A 17425-nucleotide genomic window follows, 5' to 3' on the forward strand; every position below is an offset into this window, starting at 1 on the left:
GCGAGCCTAGAATTTCGTGGAATAAGCCACTCCAGAACAATCAGCAATGGCACTTATTGAGATTGATCAGGAATGATATTTTTTCTCTCTCTGTGGTTTACTGGATAAAATTCGCAAAGGTAAGATACCAATCCATCATTAAGAGCGCTTTTCAAACATGAGCCATCAGCCGCCCGTCATCTTTGTCCATGGTTTTATTGGTACGCTGGACGTTCCAGACTACGAGTCCCCACATGCCATGCCAGATTTGCTTGGTTATGGCCAGGAGCAATTTTCCCCCTTCAATGCCATATCATTACAAGGGCAAGTGGAGTATCTACGCACTTTCGTGGATACCCATTTTGAGGGAAAAACCGTTGATGTCGTTGGTCACTCTGTCGGTGGAGCCATCGCCATGCTGTTCGCTCATGCTTATCCAGACGCTGTTCGCAGGATCGTGAATGTTGAGGGTAATTTCACCTTGGCGGATGCATTTTGGTCAGCCTCTGTTGGCAGGATGAGTGAAAGCGAAGCCAACGCGATGTTAGCGAATTTGCGATCCGATCCGATGACCTGGATCAGTAAATCAGTGACATCGCCAAGGCCTCACTTAGCCGAAACCGCCACCCGCTGGCTGGCTTACCAACCAGCAACCACACTCCGTGCAATGGGACAATCCGTTGTCACGACGACGGGGAATGCCGCGTATCTGGCTGCGTTAGCTGACGTGTTTGAGAGCCATCCCGTCTATTTACTCGCGGGTGAGCGTTCCCAAGATGGCTGGAATATTCCCGACTGGGGCATCAAGAAATGCGCAGGACAACACACCATCGCTAACAGCGGCCACCTGATGATGTTGGATAACCCTGCCGCTTTTACGTCGGCGATTAAGCGATTTTTGGCCAACTAAGATCGGAGAAGAGAAAGATTGGAGCGAGTGAAGGGAATCGAACCCTCGTATGCAGCTTGGGAAGCTGCCGTTCTACCATTGAACTACACTCGCACTGAGAAGCGAATGGCATTATAGCGCTATGCCGTTGCCGAGCAAGTAAAAAACCCGGCAAAGTGCTGCAGTTTTAGCCGGTTATACGGCAGTAGAGAGAGGCAGAAACAACGTCTCATACCCATTGGAAATAACGTGCCAGGCAAAGTAGGCAAATAGCAGCGCGGAGATCAGGCTGCAATAGAATGAGATTCGCTCTTTCAGCAGGCGCTGACCGTACTTCACCAGCGCCGCGAGGAAAAATGTCCACAGCACGCCGCCCACGAAAAAGCCCAGCAGAAACAGGCTGATCATGAAAGCTGAACCATCGGTAGACTGCGCGATGATAGTGCCGCCAATCGCGGCAAACCACAGCAACGCCGTTGGTGACGCCAGCGCCATGCCGACACCGCTGAAAAACTCGGTATAGCGAGCTGGTGGTGTAGTAAAATCCGTCCCATTCGCTGTCGCAGAAAGGTCGGCGAAGCGTTTAACTTGATAGTCCCGCCATGCCGCACGCGCCATACTGAACGTCATCCAAATCAGAATCAGCCCGCCGCCAATCCACAGCACCCAGCGCACGGGCGTCAGATTGAAGACCACCGCCAGACCCAGTACCGACAGCGTGGCATAAAACAGATCGCCAAAGCAGGAACCCAGCCCGATATAAAACGCCGAGCGCGCCCCGTGCCGCAGCCCGCGGTTAATAATCGCGGTATTGACCATCCCCAGATCGAGACACAGCGACAGGGATAGCAGCATCCCCGTGAAGACAACTAACAGCATGGTATTCCCTTCGAGCGTTAAACAATAAGGCGAGTGTAGAGCCGAAGGGAAACGCTGTATTGTCAAAAATTGATACGGCGGAACTGCCCCGGCGTCATGGCGTTATAGCGGTTGAAGGCTTTCGTGAAATGCGCCTGATCGGCAAACCCGACATCACCCGCGACCTGACTAATCGCAGTCCCCTGCCGCAGCAGTTCCCGCGCTTTACACATGCGTCGCTGCATCAGCCACGCCAGCGGTGGCAGTCCAACCGCCTGATTAAACGAGCGAACCAGATGGGCGACCGACAGATTCTCCTGCTGCGCGAGCTGGTCTAGCGTGGGAACATCGCTGAGATCGCTCAGCAACCCGTCTTTGATCCGCGTGATCCGCTCTGCTTCTTTAACCTGACTTTGAGATGGCTCGTGATGCTGGTTTTCAATCAACGCAGCCAGCAGCAAGATAATGCGCTCCTGGCGCGTGCTGTCGTCCAAATCAGAGATGACCAGCTGTTTTAACTCGGCTGCCAATTGCGGCGACGGATTCCAGCCCCGTGAGAACCGAAAGGTTTGGTGGAAATAATGCTCGAATGCCTGTGGGTGAACGTACAACGATGCGCACTGCCAGCGATCAAACGCGTTCTCGCTGCCTTGAAGTTGGTTGGGATTGTAGGTCGTCACCATATCGTTGGTCGCAACAAAGGTTTCTCCATCCAGCCAGACCGTTTCCAAGCCACTGAGATTGGCGCTGATGACGAATTCGTCATGCGTATGCCGTGGAAAACTGCGGCCGTTGGTTAACAGCGCCAGCTCGAACCAGGCATCGCGGTACGTCATCATGATGGGTGTTCCGGCAGTGAATGAATGCCTGAAAATAGCATCTTCCCCCGCTGGGCGACAATCACAGAATGACGGCAAGAATGCGGAAGTAAAACGTGGTTATGTCGTGCCTGATAGTTAGTAAACCCATTCGCCGAAAAAAAACGGTAGTAACGGAATAGAAGAGTAAAGCGTTTGCGCCATGGATGGCGCAAGCCGAGCGCACAAGGATGTGTTTACAGCGTCTTTACGATCTATCCGTTATTACCGCTCGACGACCTTTGTCGATAATAAAAAAACCGGTGCAATTGCACCGGTTCAATAAAATATGACAACAATGTCAGGCTGGCTTTTTACGCTCAGCTTATTACTTCTGTGGACGCATCGCCGGGAACAGGATCACGTCGCGGATGGTGTGGCTGTTAGTGAACAACATCACCATACGGTCGATACCGATACCCAGACCCGCGGTTGGCGGCAGGCCGTGTTCCAGCGCCGTCACGTAGTCTTCGTCGTAGAACATCGCTTCGTCATCACCCGCGTCTTTCGCATTCACCTGCTGAGCAAAACGCTCTGCCTGATCTTCGGCATCATTCAGCTCGGAGAAGCCGTTACCGATTTCACGGCCGCCGATGAAGAACTCAAAGCGATCGGTGATTTCTGGGTTCTGCTCGTTACGACGCGCCAACGGCGACACTTCAGCCGGATATTCGGTGATGAAGGTCGGTTGGATCAAGCTGCTTTCTGCCGTCTCTTCGAAGATCTCGGTAACGATACGGCCCAGACCCCAGCTTTTCTCGATCTTGATCCCCAGAGACTGAGCGATTGCGGTTGCTTTCTCCAGATCGTCCAGATCGGCGACGTTGGTTTCCGGACGGTATTTGCAGATCGCTTCGCGCATCGTCAGCTTCTCGAACGGCTTACCGAAGTCGAATGTCTGGTCACCGTATTGCACCGTCGTTGAGCCCAGTACGTCCTGCGTCAGCGTACGGAACAGGTTTTCCGTCAACACAATCAGGTCTTTATAATCGGCATACGCCATATAAAGTTCCATCATGGTGAATTCAGGGTTGTGACGTGGGGAAACGCCTTCGTTACGGAAGTTACGGTTGATTTCAAACACGCGCTCGAAGCCACCAACGACCAGACGCTTCAGGTAGAGTTCTGGCGCAATACGCAGGTACATGTCGATGTCCAGCGCGTTATGGTGCGTGATGAACGGACGGGCAGACGCGCCGCCAGGGATCACCTGCATCATCGGCGTTTCGACTTCCATGAAGCCGTGATCGACCATGAAGCTACGGATCGCCGCCATCACTTTGGAACGAATACGGAAAGTATTGCGAGATTCGTCGTTAGCGATCAGATCCAGATAACGCTGACGATAACGCGTTTCCTGATCGGCCAAACCGTGGAATTTATCCGGCAGCGGACGCAGCGCTTTAGTCAGCAGACGCAGTTCAGTACAGTGGATGGACAGCTCACCCGTCTTGGTTTTGAACAGTTTACCGCGCGCGCCCAGAATATCGCCCAGATCCCACTTCTTGAACTGCTCGTTATAGATGCCTTCCGCCAGATCGTCGCGGGAAACATACAGCTGAATACGGCCACCGACGTCCTGCAAGGTCACGAAAGAGGCTTTACCCATGATGCGGCGGGTCATCATACGGCCCGCGACAGTCACTTCAACGCCCAGTTCTTCCAGCTCTTCGTTCTCTTTACCATCGAACTCAGCGTGCAGACGATCGGACGTGCTGTCACGGCGGAAATCATTCGGGAATGCGATCCCGGTTTCACGCAGCGCCACCAGCTTTTCACGACGCGTTTTTAATTCGTTATTCAGATCTTGCGCCTGATCGGCACCCTGTGATTGTGACTCAGCCATGTGAATTCTTATAACCCCGCTTTTAAACTTGCTTCAATAAATTTGTCCAGATCGCCATCCAGTACGGCCTGAGTGTTACGTGTTTCCACTCCGGTACGTAAATCTTTGATGCGCGAATCATCCAGAACATAGGAACGAATCTGGCTGCCCCAGCCGATATCAGATTTGTTGTCTTCCATCGCCTGTTTCTCAGCATTTTTCTTTTGCATCTCAAACTCGTACAGCTTGGCTTTCAGCTGTTTCATCGCCTGATCTTTGTTTTTATGCTGGGAACGGTCATTCTGACACTGCGTGACAATACCGGTAGGCATGTGGGTAATACGCACCGCAGATTCTGTCCGGTTAACGTGCTGACCACCCGCACCAGAAGCACGGTAAACGTCAATACGCAGGTCGGCCGGATTGATTTCGATATCGATATCGTCCTCAACTTCCGGGTAGACGAACGCGGAACTGAATGAGGTATGACGGCGGCCGCCGGAATCGAACGGGCTCTTACGTACCAGACGGTGCACGCCGGTTTCGGTACGCAGCCAGCCAAACGCATAGTCACCGATGATCTTGATGGTGGCAGATTTTGTACCAGCCACGTCACCGTCTGACTCTTCAATAATTTCGGTTTTAAACCCTTTGGCTTCCGCCCAACGCAGGTACATACGCACCAGCATGCTGGCCCAGTCCTGCGCTTCTGTACCGCCAGAACCTGCCTGAATATCCAGGTAACAATCCGCACTGTCGTACTGGCCGGAGAACATGCGACGGAATTCGAGCTGGCCTAATTTATTTTCCAGCGCGTCCAGTTCTACCGTGGTGTCATTGAACGTATCTTCGTCGTCTTCTTCCACCGCGAGCTCAAGCAGACCGGCCACATCTTCCAGACCCTGAGTCAGTTGATCGATGGTATCTACGATAGCTTCCAACGAGGAGCGTTCTTTTCCCAATGCCTGAGCGCGTTCAGGCTCATTCCAGACATCAGGCTGTTCCAGTTCGGCGTTTACTTCTTCGAGGCGTTCTTTCTTGGCATCATAGTCAAAGATACCCCCTAAGAACGGCACTACGTTCAGACAGATCCTGAATGCGGTTTTTTACCGGATTAATTTCAAACATGATTTTTATATTCTTACGTTAAGTCGTTGACAACGGAATGGTGTAACCCGCCATTCTAGCGGATAAAAGGCCCATTTTATAGACTTTCTGCCCGCCGTATTCGGTTCACGCGCGCGGCCACAGATGTTGAATGAGCAATTGCACCGAACGTTTACCGCGAAACTCGTTAATATCCAGCCGGTACACGATTTCCACTTCTTTAATGCTCGGATCCGGCCAGATGGTGGTATCAACATTGAATGCGATGCCATCTAATAGCGGCACCTGCCCTGTTGCGCCGATCGGTTCAAACATCGCTTTCAAATGGCGCTCTTTGAGTAGGCGAGGTTGCAGAATACGGAAGCAACCATCGAATGTCGGTTCAGGGAAGGACTGACCCCATGGCCCCGCGTAGCGCAGCATTTCTGCCGTTGAGAGCAAATCCAGTTCCGGCAATACCAGTTCACCATCAGACCAGACGACGCCTTCAAGCTGAGACGGATCGAGCCATTCGCCAACCAATTCGCCGAAGCGCTGGCGGAAATCCTCAAACCGATCTTCGTGCAGAGATAATCCTGCCGCCATCGCATGTCCGCCGAATTTTTCCATCATACCGGGGTACAGCGTATCCAGCCGTTCCAGCGCATCGCGCAGATGCAAACCCGCAATGGAACGCCCTGACCCTTTCAGCATGCCGTCGCCCGCGGGTGCAAAAGCAATTACTGGACGATGAAAACGCTCTTTAATACGCGATGCCAGAATACCGACAACGCCCTGATGCCACTCCGGGTGGTACATCGCCAGCCCGTATGGCAGTGAATCACGGGTGCGTTCCAGCGATTCACACAGGCGCAGCGCTTCTGCCTGCATTCCCTGCTCGATCTCCCGCCTGTCCTGATTCATGTCATTCAGTTCATTGGCAAGGATACGTGCTTGTACGATGTCATCGCTGAGCAGCAACTCAACACCGATTTTCATATCGTGTAATCGCCCGGCAGCGTTCAGCCGTGGGCCTAACGCAAAACCTAAATCGCTGGAGACCAGTTGGCTGGCATCGCGGTTCGCCACTTCCAGCAGCGCCCGAATACCCGGACGACATTCGCCCGCACGAATACGATTTAATCCCTGCGCCACCAGAATTCGGTTATTAGCATCCAGCGGCACGACGTCAGCGACCGTGCCCAGCGCCACTAAATCCAGTAATTCGGTGAGGTTCGGCTTCGCCAGCCCCTGTTGCGTAAACAAAGGTTGCGTAAACCAGTCGCTATCACGCAGGCGCACGAACAGCGCCATCATCAGGTAAAACGCGACGCCCACACCCGCCAGCGCCTTGGAGGGAAACTGACAGTCGGGCAGATTGGGGTTAATCATGGCATCGGCGTCAGGCAAGATTTCGCCCGGCAGGTGGTGATCGGTCACCAGCACGGGGATACCACGGCGATGCGCATCCTCGACGCCCGCGTGAGAAGAGATCCCGTTATCCACGGTCACAATCACTTCTGCCCCCAGTGCGGCAGCCTGCGCCACCACTTCCGGGCTTAACCCGTAACCGTCTTCAAAACGGTTCGGCACCAGATACTTCACGTTCACGGCGCCCATGCTGCGCAGTGCCAGCACGGTGAGTGCAGTGCTGGTAGCACCATCGGCATCAAAATCGCCGACAATGACGATGCAGCGCTTCTCCGCCAGCGTTTTTTGCAGCAGATCGACTGCGTTATCAATACCGCTTAACAACCGGTAATTGAGTAAACCACTCAGGCTACGTTCAAGCTCCTGAGCCCCTTTCACGCCGCGCTGCGCATAAAGGCGACGCAGCAAGGGCGGAACGGTGTCAGGTAAATCAATGTCCTCCGCCAGCGGACGCCGACGGAGTTGGGTAATCATATCCACGTAGCATTAACCGCCGGTTTTCTTCGAGGCTTTATGTGCTTCCAGCATCGCCAGCATTTCTTTTGGCCCTTGGTATCCCGGCACGACCATACCGTCTTGCAGCACGATAGCAGGGGTGCCCTGCACGCCAAACTGGATACCCAGTTGGTAATGCGCGGCGATATCGGTTTTGCACGTTGCTGGCGAGATCGCATCACCCTTCATCGCGCTATCAAACGCTTTATTGCGATCGGCCACGCACCAGATGGACTGCATATCTTTTGCTGCCGGCGATTTCATGCCCTGACGCGGGAAGGCCAGATAACGCACGGTAATGCCCAGCGCGTTGTAATCTTTCATCTGTTCATGCAGTTTGTGGCAATAGCCGCAGGTGATGTCGGTAAAAACGGTGATAACGTGTTTTTCCTGCGCGGCTTTATACACAATCATCTGATCCTGTAGCGCATCCATCTTGCCGATCAGGATCTTATTGGTGGTGTTGACCGGCATGGTGCCGCTCACGTCATAAAGCGGGCCTTGCAGCAAATGCTTGCCATCTTCGCTGATGTACAGCACACCGCTATCGGTAATGACGGTTTTCATACCCGCTATCGGCGAAGGCAGGATTTCCGCCCCCTGCATATCCAGACGCGTCAATGTCTGCTTGATCGCGGCATCATCGGCGTGAGCAAAGTTGGTTGCCGTCGCGACCAGTAAAGAAAGCAGTAATAACCCTTTTTTCATTTCATCAATCCTGTTTTTCGCAGCATGGTCCGTAGCAAAATAGCATTGTATCCATGCGCTGTGATAGTGAACGGGGTGTCCCGTCAGCCAGATAACGTCCTGTTACTCTGATAGTGTCTCGATTGGTTATGTTATCCCTAGGCGCGCGGATGGTGCTGCTGGTGAAGCTGCTTCAGCCGTTCCGTCGCCACATGGGTGTAAATCTGCGTCGTGGAAAGATCGCTGTGCCCCAAGAGCATCTGTACGACCCGTAAATCCGCGCCGTGGTTCAATAAATGGGTAGCAAACGCGTGACGCAAGACGTGCGGCGAGAGCTTTTCGCTATCAATCGACGCCAGCACCGCATAATACTTGATACGGTGCCAGAACGTTTGGCGCGTCATTTGCCGTGCGCGATTGCTGGGAAACAGCACATCCAGCGTTTGCCCATTCAGCAACCACGGACGACCATGTTCCAGATAATACTCTATCCAGTACACCGCTTCTTCACCGAGCGGCACTAACCGTTCTTTATTGCCTTTTCCCAGCACGCGAACCACGCCCTGCCGCAGGCTGACATCGCTCATCGTCAAACCGACCAGCTCAGAAACACGCAGCCCCGTCGCGTACAATACCTCAAGCATGGCCTTATCGCGTAATTCCAGCGGCTGTTCAATGCTTGGGGCATTAAGCAACGCATCCACCTGCGCCTCGCTCAAATCTTTGGGTAGACGCTGCGGCAGTTTCGGGGACGATAGCACCGCACTGGGATCGTCGCTGCGCAGCTTTTCCCGATAAAGGTACTGGAAGAAGCGACGCATCGCGCTCAACAAACGGGCCGAACTGGTCGCCTTGTAGCCGCCATCAACCCTATCGGCGAGAAACGCCTGAAGATCGAGCGCCTGCGCCTGCAATAAGTCGTTATCATGATGTGCCAGCCATTCCGCGAGCGTGCGCAGATCCAACCGATAAGACGCCAGCGTATTCTCGGCCAGATTTCTTTCCAGCCACAGCGCGTCGAGAAACTGTTCAATAAGCGCCTGATCGTGTTCTTGCATCGCCGTGTCCTTCTTCACTGATTGGCAATATTATGCCGATGAAGCGGCAACTTTACACCTTCATCAGGGCCGTATTCTCACGCAGACAGAATTGTGCGCGATCTCACATATTCCGTGAACATCAACATCGCCATAACATTCTCCGGCAAAAATAAGGCTGTGGCACATTATATTTTATGTATTGAGAATATATCGGAACAGGCTCCTTGAAGCCGCGTGCCGACTGGCATTGCCCTTACTTAATCAACGTTGAAAAGCCGATTTTTCTGTGCGTAGAATGGCCGTTCGTGTTGTTAAAATAAAGAAACATTATGCAAGCCACCACCGTCACTCCCACTCTCGATGCCGAAGCGGAAGCGCCACCCGTAAACTCACGCAATAAAGTCATTGTTGCGTCGCTGATTGGCACCGCTATCGAATTTTTCGATTTTTATATCTACGCCACTGCCGCGGTGCTGGTTTTCCCGCACATTTTCTTCCCGCAGGGCGATCCGACAGCCGCTACGCTACAGTCGCTGGCCACCTTCGCAATTGCCTTTGTAGCTCGCCCTATTGGTTCGGCGGTGTTCGGTCACTTCGGCGACCGCGTTGGACGTAAAGTCACGCTGGTCGCTTCTCTGCTGACCATGGGGGTTTCAACCGTTCTGATTGGGCTGTTACCGACCTACGAAACCATTGGTATTTTTGCACCGATTCTTCTGGCACTGGCACGCTTCGGCCAGGGTCTGGGGCTGGGCGGTGAATGGGGTGGCGCGGCGCTGCTGGCGACGGAGAACGCCCCATCCCATAAACGTGCGCTGTATGGGTCGTTCCCCCAGCTTGGCGCACCAATTGGTTTCTTCTTCGCTAACGGCACCTTCCTGCTGTTGTCCTGGCTGCTGACGGAAGAGCAGTTCATGACCTGGGGCTGGCGCGTACCGTTCGTCGCGTCCGCCGCGCTGGTGCTGGTTGGCCTGTATGTCCGTATCTCTCTGCATGAAGCCCCGGTCTTTACCAAAGCCGTCAAAGCTGGCAAACAGGTGCGTATGCCGCTGGGCACGCTGCTTAGCAAGCACATGAAAGTCACGATCCTCGGTACCTTCATCATGCTGGCGACCTACACGCTGTTCTACATCATGACCGTTTATTCCATGACGTATGGCACTTCGCCTGTGCCTAAAGGGCTTGGCTTCTCACGTAACAGCTTCCTGTTGATGCTGATGATCGCGGTGATCGGTTTTGGTCTGATGGTGCCGGTCGCCGGCTATCTGGCAGATGCCTTTGGCCGCCGTAAGACCATGATTACCATTACTTGCCTCATGATCGTCTTTGCCATGCTGTTCCCTTATATGCTTGGTTCAGGCAATCAGGCGCTGGTGATGGGCTTCCTGGTGCTGGGTCTGAGCATCATGGGACTGACGTTTGGCCCGATGGGTGCCTTGCTGCCCGAGCTGTTCCCGACAGAAGTACGCTACACTGGCGCGTCATTCTCCTATAACGTCTCGTCAATTCTGGGTGCATCGGTCGCACCGTATATCGCAGCGTGGCTGACGGCCAACTACGGCCTGTTCTACGTCGGCGTTTATCTGGCAGCCATGGCGTCACTGACGCTGATTGCGCTGCTGGCGACCAGAGAAACACGTCACCAGTCTTTGGGATAAGTATCCCTTCGGTGAGGGCCATGTCCCTCACCGCACCTTCCCTTTTTCACCATGACACCAAATCGTCCATCCCCGCTCAAATCATGACATCACGTTATTATCACTTTGATACACTTTCGCATTTACCACGCTAATTAAGTGAGGTATACCAACAGACCTGTCGATGTAACAAATCCGTTCGGTACAACAATCAAATTAGGATGCAAAAATGTTTTCAAAACATTATGACGTTGAGGACAGTCATATCGACTTTCAGGGCGTCGTCGATGGCCTCTACTACCCGTTTTATATGGAGTGGACGCGCCATGCTTTCATGAAAGAAGCACTGGGCATTGATATTGAAGAAGAGTTCAAGCAGGGTAAGATTTACATGGTACTTGAGTACACTCTGCGCTTCCGTAAAAGCCTGCAAAAAGGCGATCGGTTAGAAGTCACCTGCCAGTTGGAAAAGAACGAAAAGCGTAATCGTGTCAATTTCGTTCAGCAAATCAAGGTTGGCGATGTTACTTACGCAGAAGCCACGTTTGTCGCCACTTGCCTGACCAATGGTCGACCATCAATGCCGGAAGCAGTAGTGAATGCGTTAGCGCCTTAAGCGTCCGTATGATCAGGGTTCTCTTCACTCCCCCAAGCCTACAGGGCTAGAACACAGATGAAGAGAACACTGAAGTTGTCATGAAAGGCCTTCTTCCCCTGAATTCATCCCTCCCAATACCGCTCTTACCTCACCCATTTAAGCTAATCGCTCTGCACCGCGAGTTTCACCAGCGATTGTAAAAGACCTCGATATCACCGAATATGGCACCCATTGCCTGTTTTCTGCTGCACATAAACGATGGACTTGCCGCATTTAGGCAGTCACGTCACAGCGCAGAGACTGAATCAATGCATTGATTTTAGAAAATAATTAAATCATGGACTTATAGATAGTATGAAAATCGGTCTGTTTTACGGCTCAAGCACCTGCTACACCGAAATGGCTGCGGAAAAAATTCGCGACATTCTGGGCGAAGAACTGGTGGATCTGCACAACCTTAAGGATGTCGAACCTCAACGTATGGAAGACTACAGTACGCTGATTCTCGGCATCCCAACCTGGGATTTCGGTGAGATCCAGGAAGACTGGGAGAACATCTGGGGTCAATTAGCGACGCTAAACCTCAAAGGAAAAGTCGTGGCGCTCTACGGTATGGGCGACCAGCTTGGCTACAGCGAATGGTTCCTTGATGCGTTGGGCATGCTGCATGACCAACTGCTGCCGCTGGGGGTTACATTCGTTGGGTACTGGCCGACAGAAGGCTATGATTTCATCAGTCCAAAACCGCTGGCCGCTGACGGCAAACACTTTGTCGGGCTAGCGCTGGACGAAGTGAACCAATACGATCTTAGCGATGAGCGGCTGGAACAGTGGTGCGAACAGATCCTGCAAGAAATGGCGTCACTACTGTAAACAGTACGACTCAACAGAGGTAAGCACGATGAAAATGTTACTCATAGCGGTCGCAGGATTGTTGCTTGCCGGTTGTGCTCAAACAGGCACGCAGGAATACGCCAGAAATCTGGGCGGGAAATGCGATGTGCCGCAATATTACGCTATCGATTTCTCAAGATTTGATGAAACCGCGCAGCAAATCGCGCACGCGACGGGCTGTGGCATCATCACCGATACCACGCTGACGGGCGCGACTAAGCCGCATCCCGTCAAAGGCTATCTGACCCGACGGGAAGCGGTGTTTATGGCGATTCAGGGGACATCGTTGAAGGTGACCCAGCAGGAACCGGATACGATTACCGTCGAGTAACACATTCACGGATACCTTTGTGACCAGTATCCGTTGACGTGGCTTAGCGCTTTTGTAACCAGCGGGTACGCGCGGCCGTATCAAGGAAACTCCACGCGACAAAGCGGCTTTGCTTCTGGCCTTGCGCCATATCGATGGTTCTGACCTTTTCCGCATCAACCGCTTCCAGCGCGCGATAAATCTCCGGCAGATTCTCTTTGCGCGACACCAGCGACGTAAACCACAGGCACTGACGGGCAAAACCAGCGCTCTCCTTGATCATCTGACCAATGAAAGCTGACTCGCCGCCCTCACACCACAGCTCATCCTGCTGGCCGCCAAAATTCAGCGGTGAGCGCTTATCCAGCCCCAGGTTATGCAGTTTGCGCTGCGTTCCCTGACGCGCATCCTCAGCGGAGGCGTGGAATGGCGGATTACACATGACCGCATCAAACGTCTCGTTCTTGTGAATAACCCCTGCGAGTATCGCTGTGCTGCTTTTTTGACGGCGCAGGCGAATCGCTCGGTTCAAACCGGGATTAGCCTCAATCGTCTGGTTGGCCGCTTTCATTGCGAGCGGATTAATTTCGCTGCCGGTAAAACGCCAGCCGTATTCACGATACCCAATCAGCGGATAAATGCAGTTGGCGCCACAGCCTATATCCAGCACGGACGCCTCTCGCGGCACCACCGCGCGGTTATCTTCCGCCAGCAAGTCAGCCAGATGGTGAATGTAGTCGGCACGGCCGGGAATGGGTGGGCACAGGAAACCGTCTGGAATCGTCCAGTGTTCAATCTGATAAAAATGCTGCAACAACGCCTGATTCAGCGCTTTCACCGCCTCGGGATTCGCAAAGTCCACTGACTCATCACCGTAGGCATTCACCGTGACAAACGGGATCAGCGCAGGATAGCTCTGTTTGAGCGCGGGAAAATCATAACGGTCGCGATGGCGATTACGAGGATGCAGACCATTTTTTTGCACTGCGGGCTTAGTCATCAGTTATATCCAATCAATTTTAAAGCACGGTCATACGGTGACCGAATAAGAACATTTCCAACGCGCCGCTATCTCGCCCAGTGTTTCTGCTGCAAAAGAAGCTGACGCAAATGACGCCATTCGTCATCGCCCATGCTGTCCGATGCCAGCCAAAGCTGTTGTCTGTCTTTACCGTTAACGGCCTGCAATGACAGCAACACGCCATTTTTCAGCAACCACGGTCGTTTAACGATCTGCCATTCCTGCTGCCGCCAGTTCAGGGTCGTTTCGCTGAGCAGAACGATTTCCCCCTGTCGGGATTTGATATTCCTTTGGCTACGGATAAAACCGAACATCACCATCGTGACCAGACACAGCCACAGCCATGCATAGCCGTCCGGCCACGGCGCCAGAAGAATGAGCAATACTAATAGGCCATGCACAACCAATGACAGCAGTTGCATACGCCAGGAAACGCGAAGATCACATTGCCACTGGGCCACGATCTTTATTTCGCGTCTGAATAAGAGAAATCATGCGTTTCAGCTCTCCGTCTTTCGGCTCGCCGTGGTTCATCAGCCAGTTGAATAAATCGGGATCGTCGCTTTGTAACAGACGTACAAACGTGCGCTTATCACTGTCACTGAGTGTGTCATAGTCATGCTCAAAAAACGGCATGATCGCGATATCCAGTTCGCGCATACCACGGCGGCATGCCCAATGAATGCGTGATTTATTATCGATTTCCATGTTTCATGTCCACCTTGTTATCGCAACTTGCCGCTAGTGTACTCCGATTCCGGTAGCGGGTATCAACTAATAGTAACATTTTGACATAGTTTACCGACGAACACCGCGACGGGCGCACCGATCGGTATCAGGATGTGCTATGCAATAACGCTGCGTGAATAACCACTTGCAAACCCTGAGCGCTCTTTTACCATTAAGCCATTCGGGTATCGCCCTTCGCGCAGGATTGTACTATATGGTTAACGAACATACGGCTCATCAGCTTCCTTTTGCATCACAACCCCCATTGGCTTCCGCCCAACTGACCGCCACGCTCATCTCGTTGGATGATTGGGCGCTGGCCACGATGGTCGGGCCGGATACCGTCAAATATCTCCAGGGACAGGTCACCGCGGATGTCAGCGCACTCGCTGACGATCGGCACATCCTTTGCGCCCACTGCGACGCGAAAGGGAAAATGTGGAGCAATCTACGCCTGTTCCATCACGGTGAAGGCTTTGCTTTCATTGAGCGTCGTAACCTACGCGACGCCCAGCTTAGCGAACTGAAAAAATACGCCGTTTTCTCGAAAACCACCATCGCACCAGACGACAACGCCGTACTGCTGGGCGCAGCAGGGGCAGGCATCCGCGAACTGCTGGCCTCTGCATTTAGCCAGCTTCCAGACGCCGATCACCCTGTTGTTCAGCACGAAGGGGCAACCTTACTGCATTTTGCCCATCCCGCAGAACGTTTCCTGTTGGTGCTGTCACCTGAGCAAAGCGCTGCACTGCTTGAGCAGCTCGGCGATAAAGTCAGTCTGAACGACAGCCGCCAGTGGCTGACGCTGGATATCGAAGCAGGTCAGCCCATCATTGACAGCGCAAACAGTGCGCAGTTCATCCCGCAAGCGACTAATTTACAGGCATTAAATGGGATTAGCTTCAGCAAAGGATGCTATACCGGTCAGGAAATGGTCGCTCGTGCAAAATATCGTGGGGCTAACAAGCGTGCGCTTTACTGGCTGGCGGGTAAAGCCAATCAGGTGCCGCAAGCGGGGGACGATCTCGAATTGCAGCTCGGCGAGAATTGGCGTCGTACCGGTACGGTGTTGGCGGCTAGCCAATTGCAGAACGGCGAGGTGTGGGTACAGGCGGTGCTGAATAACGATCTCACCGCGGAGAACGTCCTGCGCGTACGTGAAGATGCCGACAGCCAGCTCACGGTTCAGCCTCTGCCGTATGAAATAACGGATTAATTCGGCGGGTGACATCGCGCATGAACCAAACAGGTTCATGCGCTTTATACTCGTCATACTTCAAGTTGCATGTGCGTTGGCCGCGTTCACTCACCCGAATCACTTACCTGTGTAAGCTCATCGGGATTCCTTCTCTTGCCGCCTTCCTGAAACTCGAATTATTTAGGGTATATACAGGCTTAAATATAAAGATAAATCGCCAGAAAGTGGCAGACGCTCCCGCCCAATACAAACCCGTGCCAAATCGCGTGATTATAGGGAATACGCTTGCAGGCATAGAAAATCACCCCCAGCGTGTACACCACGCCGCCGACTGCCAGCAGCGTCACACTCCCTGGCGCCAGCTTCATCACCATCTGATAAATCACCACCAGCGACAGCCAGCCCATCACCAGATAGGTAATCAATGACAGCACTTCAAAACGGTGGGCAAATGCCAGCTTGAAAATCACACCCAGCAGCGCCATTCCCCAGATAACGACCATCAGACCATGCGCCAGCGGTGAATCCAGCCCCACCAGCAAAAACGGCGTATAGGTTCCGGCAATCAATAGATAGATGGCACAGTGGTCGAATTTTTTCAGCCACGGCTTAATACGCTGAGACGGTATCGCGTGATACAGCGTCGACGCCAAAAATAGCAGGATAATACTGCCGCCATAGAGGCTGTAGCTGGTAATCGCCACGCTGCCGGCGTCATTGTTGACCGCCTGAACCAGCAATAAAACCAGACCCACAATCCCGAAAATCACACCGATTCCATGGCTTATGCTGTTCGCAATTTCCTCTGCCAGAGAGTAATCCGGCATCTGTGTATTTTTTGACATCAATAGATTCCACTGTATTCGGCAACAGTACACATTTCACAACATCATGCGCTGATGTTATCCGCCTTACCTTCCCCCGGTTTCATACAGGGGACGCAGACGCAGGTGTTTAACCTTTGAGCAGAGTAACTGAGAATAGTTTCAGTGTACACGTGTAAGCTAAAATAATTATCGTCCCACTTTCTCTCTGACTTAACGTGTAATCATGCATGTCAATCTCGGGCAACATCCCCTACAATGATCGGCCTCGATATCTCCCTGTTTTTTGAAGGGCTCTGCCGTTTTTACCGGTTATTCGCATCAACGGTCATCCGGTTCTGACGCTCACAGCGCCTTCCTGTAGTTTTCACTACATCACGTTTTCATTGCATGATTTTTACTGCATCGTTTTCACTGCAAGAGGTAAGCTTTTCATGTCATCTTCCCCATCCACTCTGAATTTCGGCTCCATGACCGATGTTTTCGGCTTTCTGATAGAAATCGATAAATTAAAAAGCGTGCAGCGCCGTAACAAAATCATCGGCAGCGAACGTCACGAAGACTCTGCCGAGCACAGCTGGCATTTCGCCGTCGCCGCGATGGCGCTAGCACCTTATGCGGGTGAAGGCGTGGATATTCAGCGCGTGATCCAAATGGCCCTGATTCACGACATCGTCGAAATCGATGCAGGCGATGTGATCGTTTACGATCTTTCCGCCCGTCTGGCGATTCACGATCAGGAAGTCGCTGCCGCCGCCCGCATTTTTGGCCTGTTGCCAGAGCCGCAGCGCCAGCAATTCCACGATCTGTGGGAAGAATACGAAGCCAATGAAACGCCCAGCGCCCAATTTGCTATGGTGCTCGACCGCGTCATGCCAATGCTGATGAATTTGTACAACGGCGGACAAAGCTGGGTAGAAAACGGCATTCGTCTGGAACAGGTTCTTGAACGCGCCGAGTTCATCGCCGATATCAACCCGGAACTGTGGCAATACCTGAAGCAGCATCTGGAAGAGGCAAAAGCCAAAGGGTGGTTGCTATAATTCGGTTTTCCCGCTAGCCGGGCA

At 52.8% G+C, this 17425-nt stretch carries 18 protein-coding genes and 1 tRNA gene; 7 read left to right on the forward strand and 12 right to left on the reverse strand.

The genetic code is table 11. The features are described 5' to 3' along the window. Positions 1–157: 157 nt before the first annotated feature. Complete coding sequence (locus tag WCT94_RS01805) at positions 158–889, forward strand: alpha/beta fold hydrolase (RefSeq protein WP_336867571.1); 732 nt, start codon at positions 158–160, stop codon at positions 887–889. Positions 890–908: 19 nt separating this feature from the next. Here the strand turns inward: WCT94_RS01805 and WCT94_RS01810 are convergent. The 8 genes from WCT94_RS01810 to xerD all read right to left on the reverse strand — a co-directional run bounded on the left by WCT94_RS01810 (position 909) and on the right by xerD (position 9165). Beyond that, positions 909–982, reverse strand: a tRNA-Gly gene (locus WCT94_RS01810). An 81-nt stretch (positions 983–1063) separates the two neighbouring features. Beyond that, positions 1064–1747, reverse strand: a complete 684-nt coding sequence (locus WCT94_RS01815; RefSeq protein WP_336867572.1) for a LysE family translocator — start codon at positions 1745–1747, stop codon at positions 1064–1066. Between the two features lie 62 nt (positions 1748–1809). Further along, the gene (locus tag WCT94_RS01820) at positions 1810–2565 is read right to left on the reverse strand and encodes a helix-turn-helix transcriptional regulator (protein ID WP_336867573.1); all 756 of its coding nucleotides are present in this window, start codon (positions 2563–2565) and stop codon (positions 1810–1812) included. Positions 2566–2911: 346 nt separating this feature from the next. Then, positions 2912–4429: a lysine--tRNA ligase gene (gene lysS / locus WCT94_RS01825; RefSeq protein ID WP_336867575.1), complete on the reverse strand. Its 1518-nt coding sequence runs from the start codon at positions 4427–4429 to the stop codon at positions 2912–2914. Positions 4430–4437: 8 nt separating this feature from the next. Next, a protein-coding gene (prfB, locus tag WCT94_RS01830) for a peptide chain release factor 2 (RefSeq protein WP_012773350.1) occupies positions 4438–5536 on the reverse strand; the annotation gives its coding sequence in 2 pieces (ribosomal slippage) (positions 4438–5460 and positions 5462–5536; 1098 coding nt in all). A 105-nt stretch (positions 5537–5641) separates the two neighbouring features. Continuing rightward, positions 5642–7405 carry a single-stranded-DNA-specific exonuclease RecJ gene (gene recJ / locus WCT94_RS01835; RefSeq protein ID WP_336867577.1) on the reverse strand — a complete coding sequence of 588 codons (1764 nt, stop codon included), beginning with the start codon at positions 7403–7405 and terminating at the stop codon, positions 5642–5644. A gap of 6 nt (positions 7406–7411) precedes the next feature. Beyond that, positions 7412–8128 (reverse strand): bifunctional protein-disulfide isomerase/oxidoreductase DsbC, encoded by a 717-nt coding sequence (gene dsbC, locus WCT94_RS01840; protein ID WP_336867578.1) that lies wholly within the window; start codon positions 8126–8128, stop codon positions 7412–7414. A 137-nt stretch (positions 8129–8265) separates the two neighbouring features. After that, entirely contained in the window at positions 8266–9165 is a 900-nt protein-coding gene (xerD, locus tag WCT94_RS01845; protein WP_012773347.1) for a site-specific tyrosine recombinase XerD, read from the reverse strand. Positions 9166–9476: 311 nt separating this feature from the next. Between xerD and WCT94_RS01850 the strand changes: the two genes are divergently transcribed. The 4 genes from WCT94_RS01850 (at position 9477) to WCT94_RS01865 (ending at position 12607) form a co-directional block, all read left to right on the forward strand. Beyond that, entirely contained in the window at positions 9477–10805 is a 1329-nt protein-coding gene (locus WCT94_RS01850) for an MFS transporter (RefSeq protein ID WP_336867579.1), read from the forward strand. A 208-nt stretch (positions 10806–11013) separates the two neighbouring features. Beyond that, complete coding sequence (locus tag WCT94_RS01855; RefSeq protein WP_336867580.1) at positions 11014–11400, forward strand: acyl-CoA thioesterase; 387 nt, start codon at positions 11014–11016, stop codon at positions 11398–11400. Positions 11401–11736: 336 nt separating this feature from the next. Further along, positions 11737–12255, forward strand: coding sequence for a flavodoxin FldB (gene fldB, locus WCT94_RS01860; RefSeq protein ID WP_012773344.1), 519 nt, complete (start codon positions 11737–11739; stop codon positions 12253–12255). Positions 12256–12283: 28 nt separating this feature from the next. Then, complete coding sequence (locus WCT94_RS01865; RefSeq protein ID WP_336867581.1) at positions 12284–12607, forward strand: hypothetical protein; 324 nt, start codon at positions 12284–12286, stop codon at positions 12605–12607. Between the two features lie 43 nt (positions 12608–12650). Here WCT94_RS01865 and rlmF read toward each other — a convergent pair whose 3' ends face one another. The 3 genes from rlmF to sdhE all read right to left on the reverse strand — a co-directional run bounded on the left by rlmF (position 12651) and on the right by sdhE (position 14315). Then, entirely contained in the window at positions 12651–13586 is a 936-nt protein-coding gene (gene rlmF, locus WCT94_RS01870; protein WP_336867583.1) for a 23S rRNA (adenine(1618)-N(6))-methyltransferase RlmF, read from the reverse strand. A 68-nt stretch (positions 13587–13654) separates the two neighbouring features. Then, entirely contained in the window at positions 13655–14068 is a 414-nt protein-coding gene (locus WCT94_RS01875) for a protein YgfX (protein ID WP_336867585.1), read from the reverse strand. After that, positions 14049–14315 (reverse strand): FAD assembly factor SdhE, encoded by a 267-nt coding sequence (gene sdhE / locus WCT94_RS01880; protein ID WP_012773340.1) that lies wholly within the window; start codon positions 14313–14315, stop codon positions 14049–14051. Before sdhE ends, WCT94_RS01875 begins: the two co-directional genes overlap by 20 nt. Before the next feature lie 235 nt (positions 14316–14550). On the opposite strand from sdhE, the gene ygfZ reads away from it, so the two are divergent. Next, a complete protein-coding gene (gene ygfZ / locus WCT94_RS01885; protein WP_336867586.1) occupies positions 14551–15552 on the forward strand; it encodes a tRNA-modifying protein YgfZ in 1002 nt (333 codons plus the stop codon). A 179-nt stretch (positions 15553–15731) separates the two neighbouring features. On the opposite strand, the gene trhA is transcribed toward ygfZ, so the two are convergent. Then, a complete protein-coding gene (gene trhA / locus WCT94_RS01890) occupies positions 15732–16379 on the reverse strand; it encodes a PAQR family membrane homeostasis protein TrhA (RefSeq protein WP_336867588.1) in 648 nt (215 codons plus the stop codon). A 413-nt stretch (positions 16380–16792) separates the two neighbouring features. On the opposite strand from trhA, the gene WCT94_RS01895 reads away from it, so the two are divergent. After that, the gene (locus WCT94_RS01895) at positions 16793–17401 is read left to right on the forward strand and encodes an HD domain-containing protein (RefSeq protein WP_336867589.1); all 609 of its coding nucleotides are present in this window, start codon (positions 16793–16795) and stop codon (positions 17399–17401) included. Positions 17402–17425 lie beyond the last annotated feature (24 nt).

This window comes from Pectobacterium sp. 1950-15, from assembly GCF_037136835.1.
Taxonomy (GTDB): domain Bacteria; phylum Pseudomonadota; class Gammaproteobacteria; order Enterobacterales; family Enterobacteriaceae; genus Pectobacterium.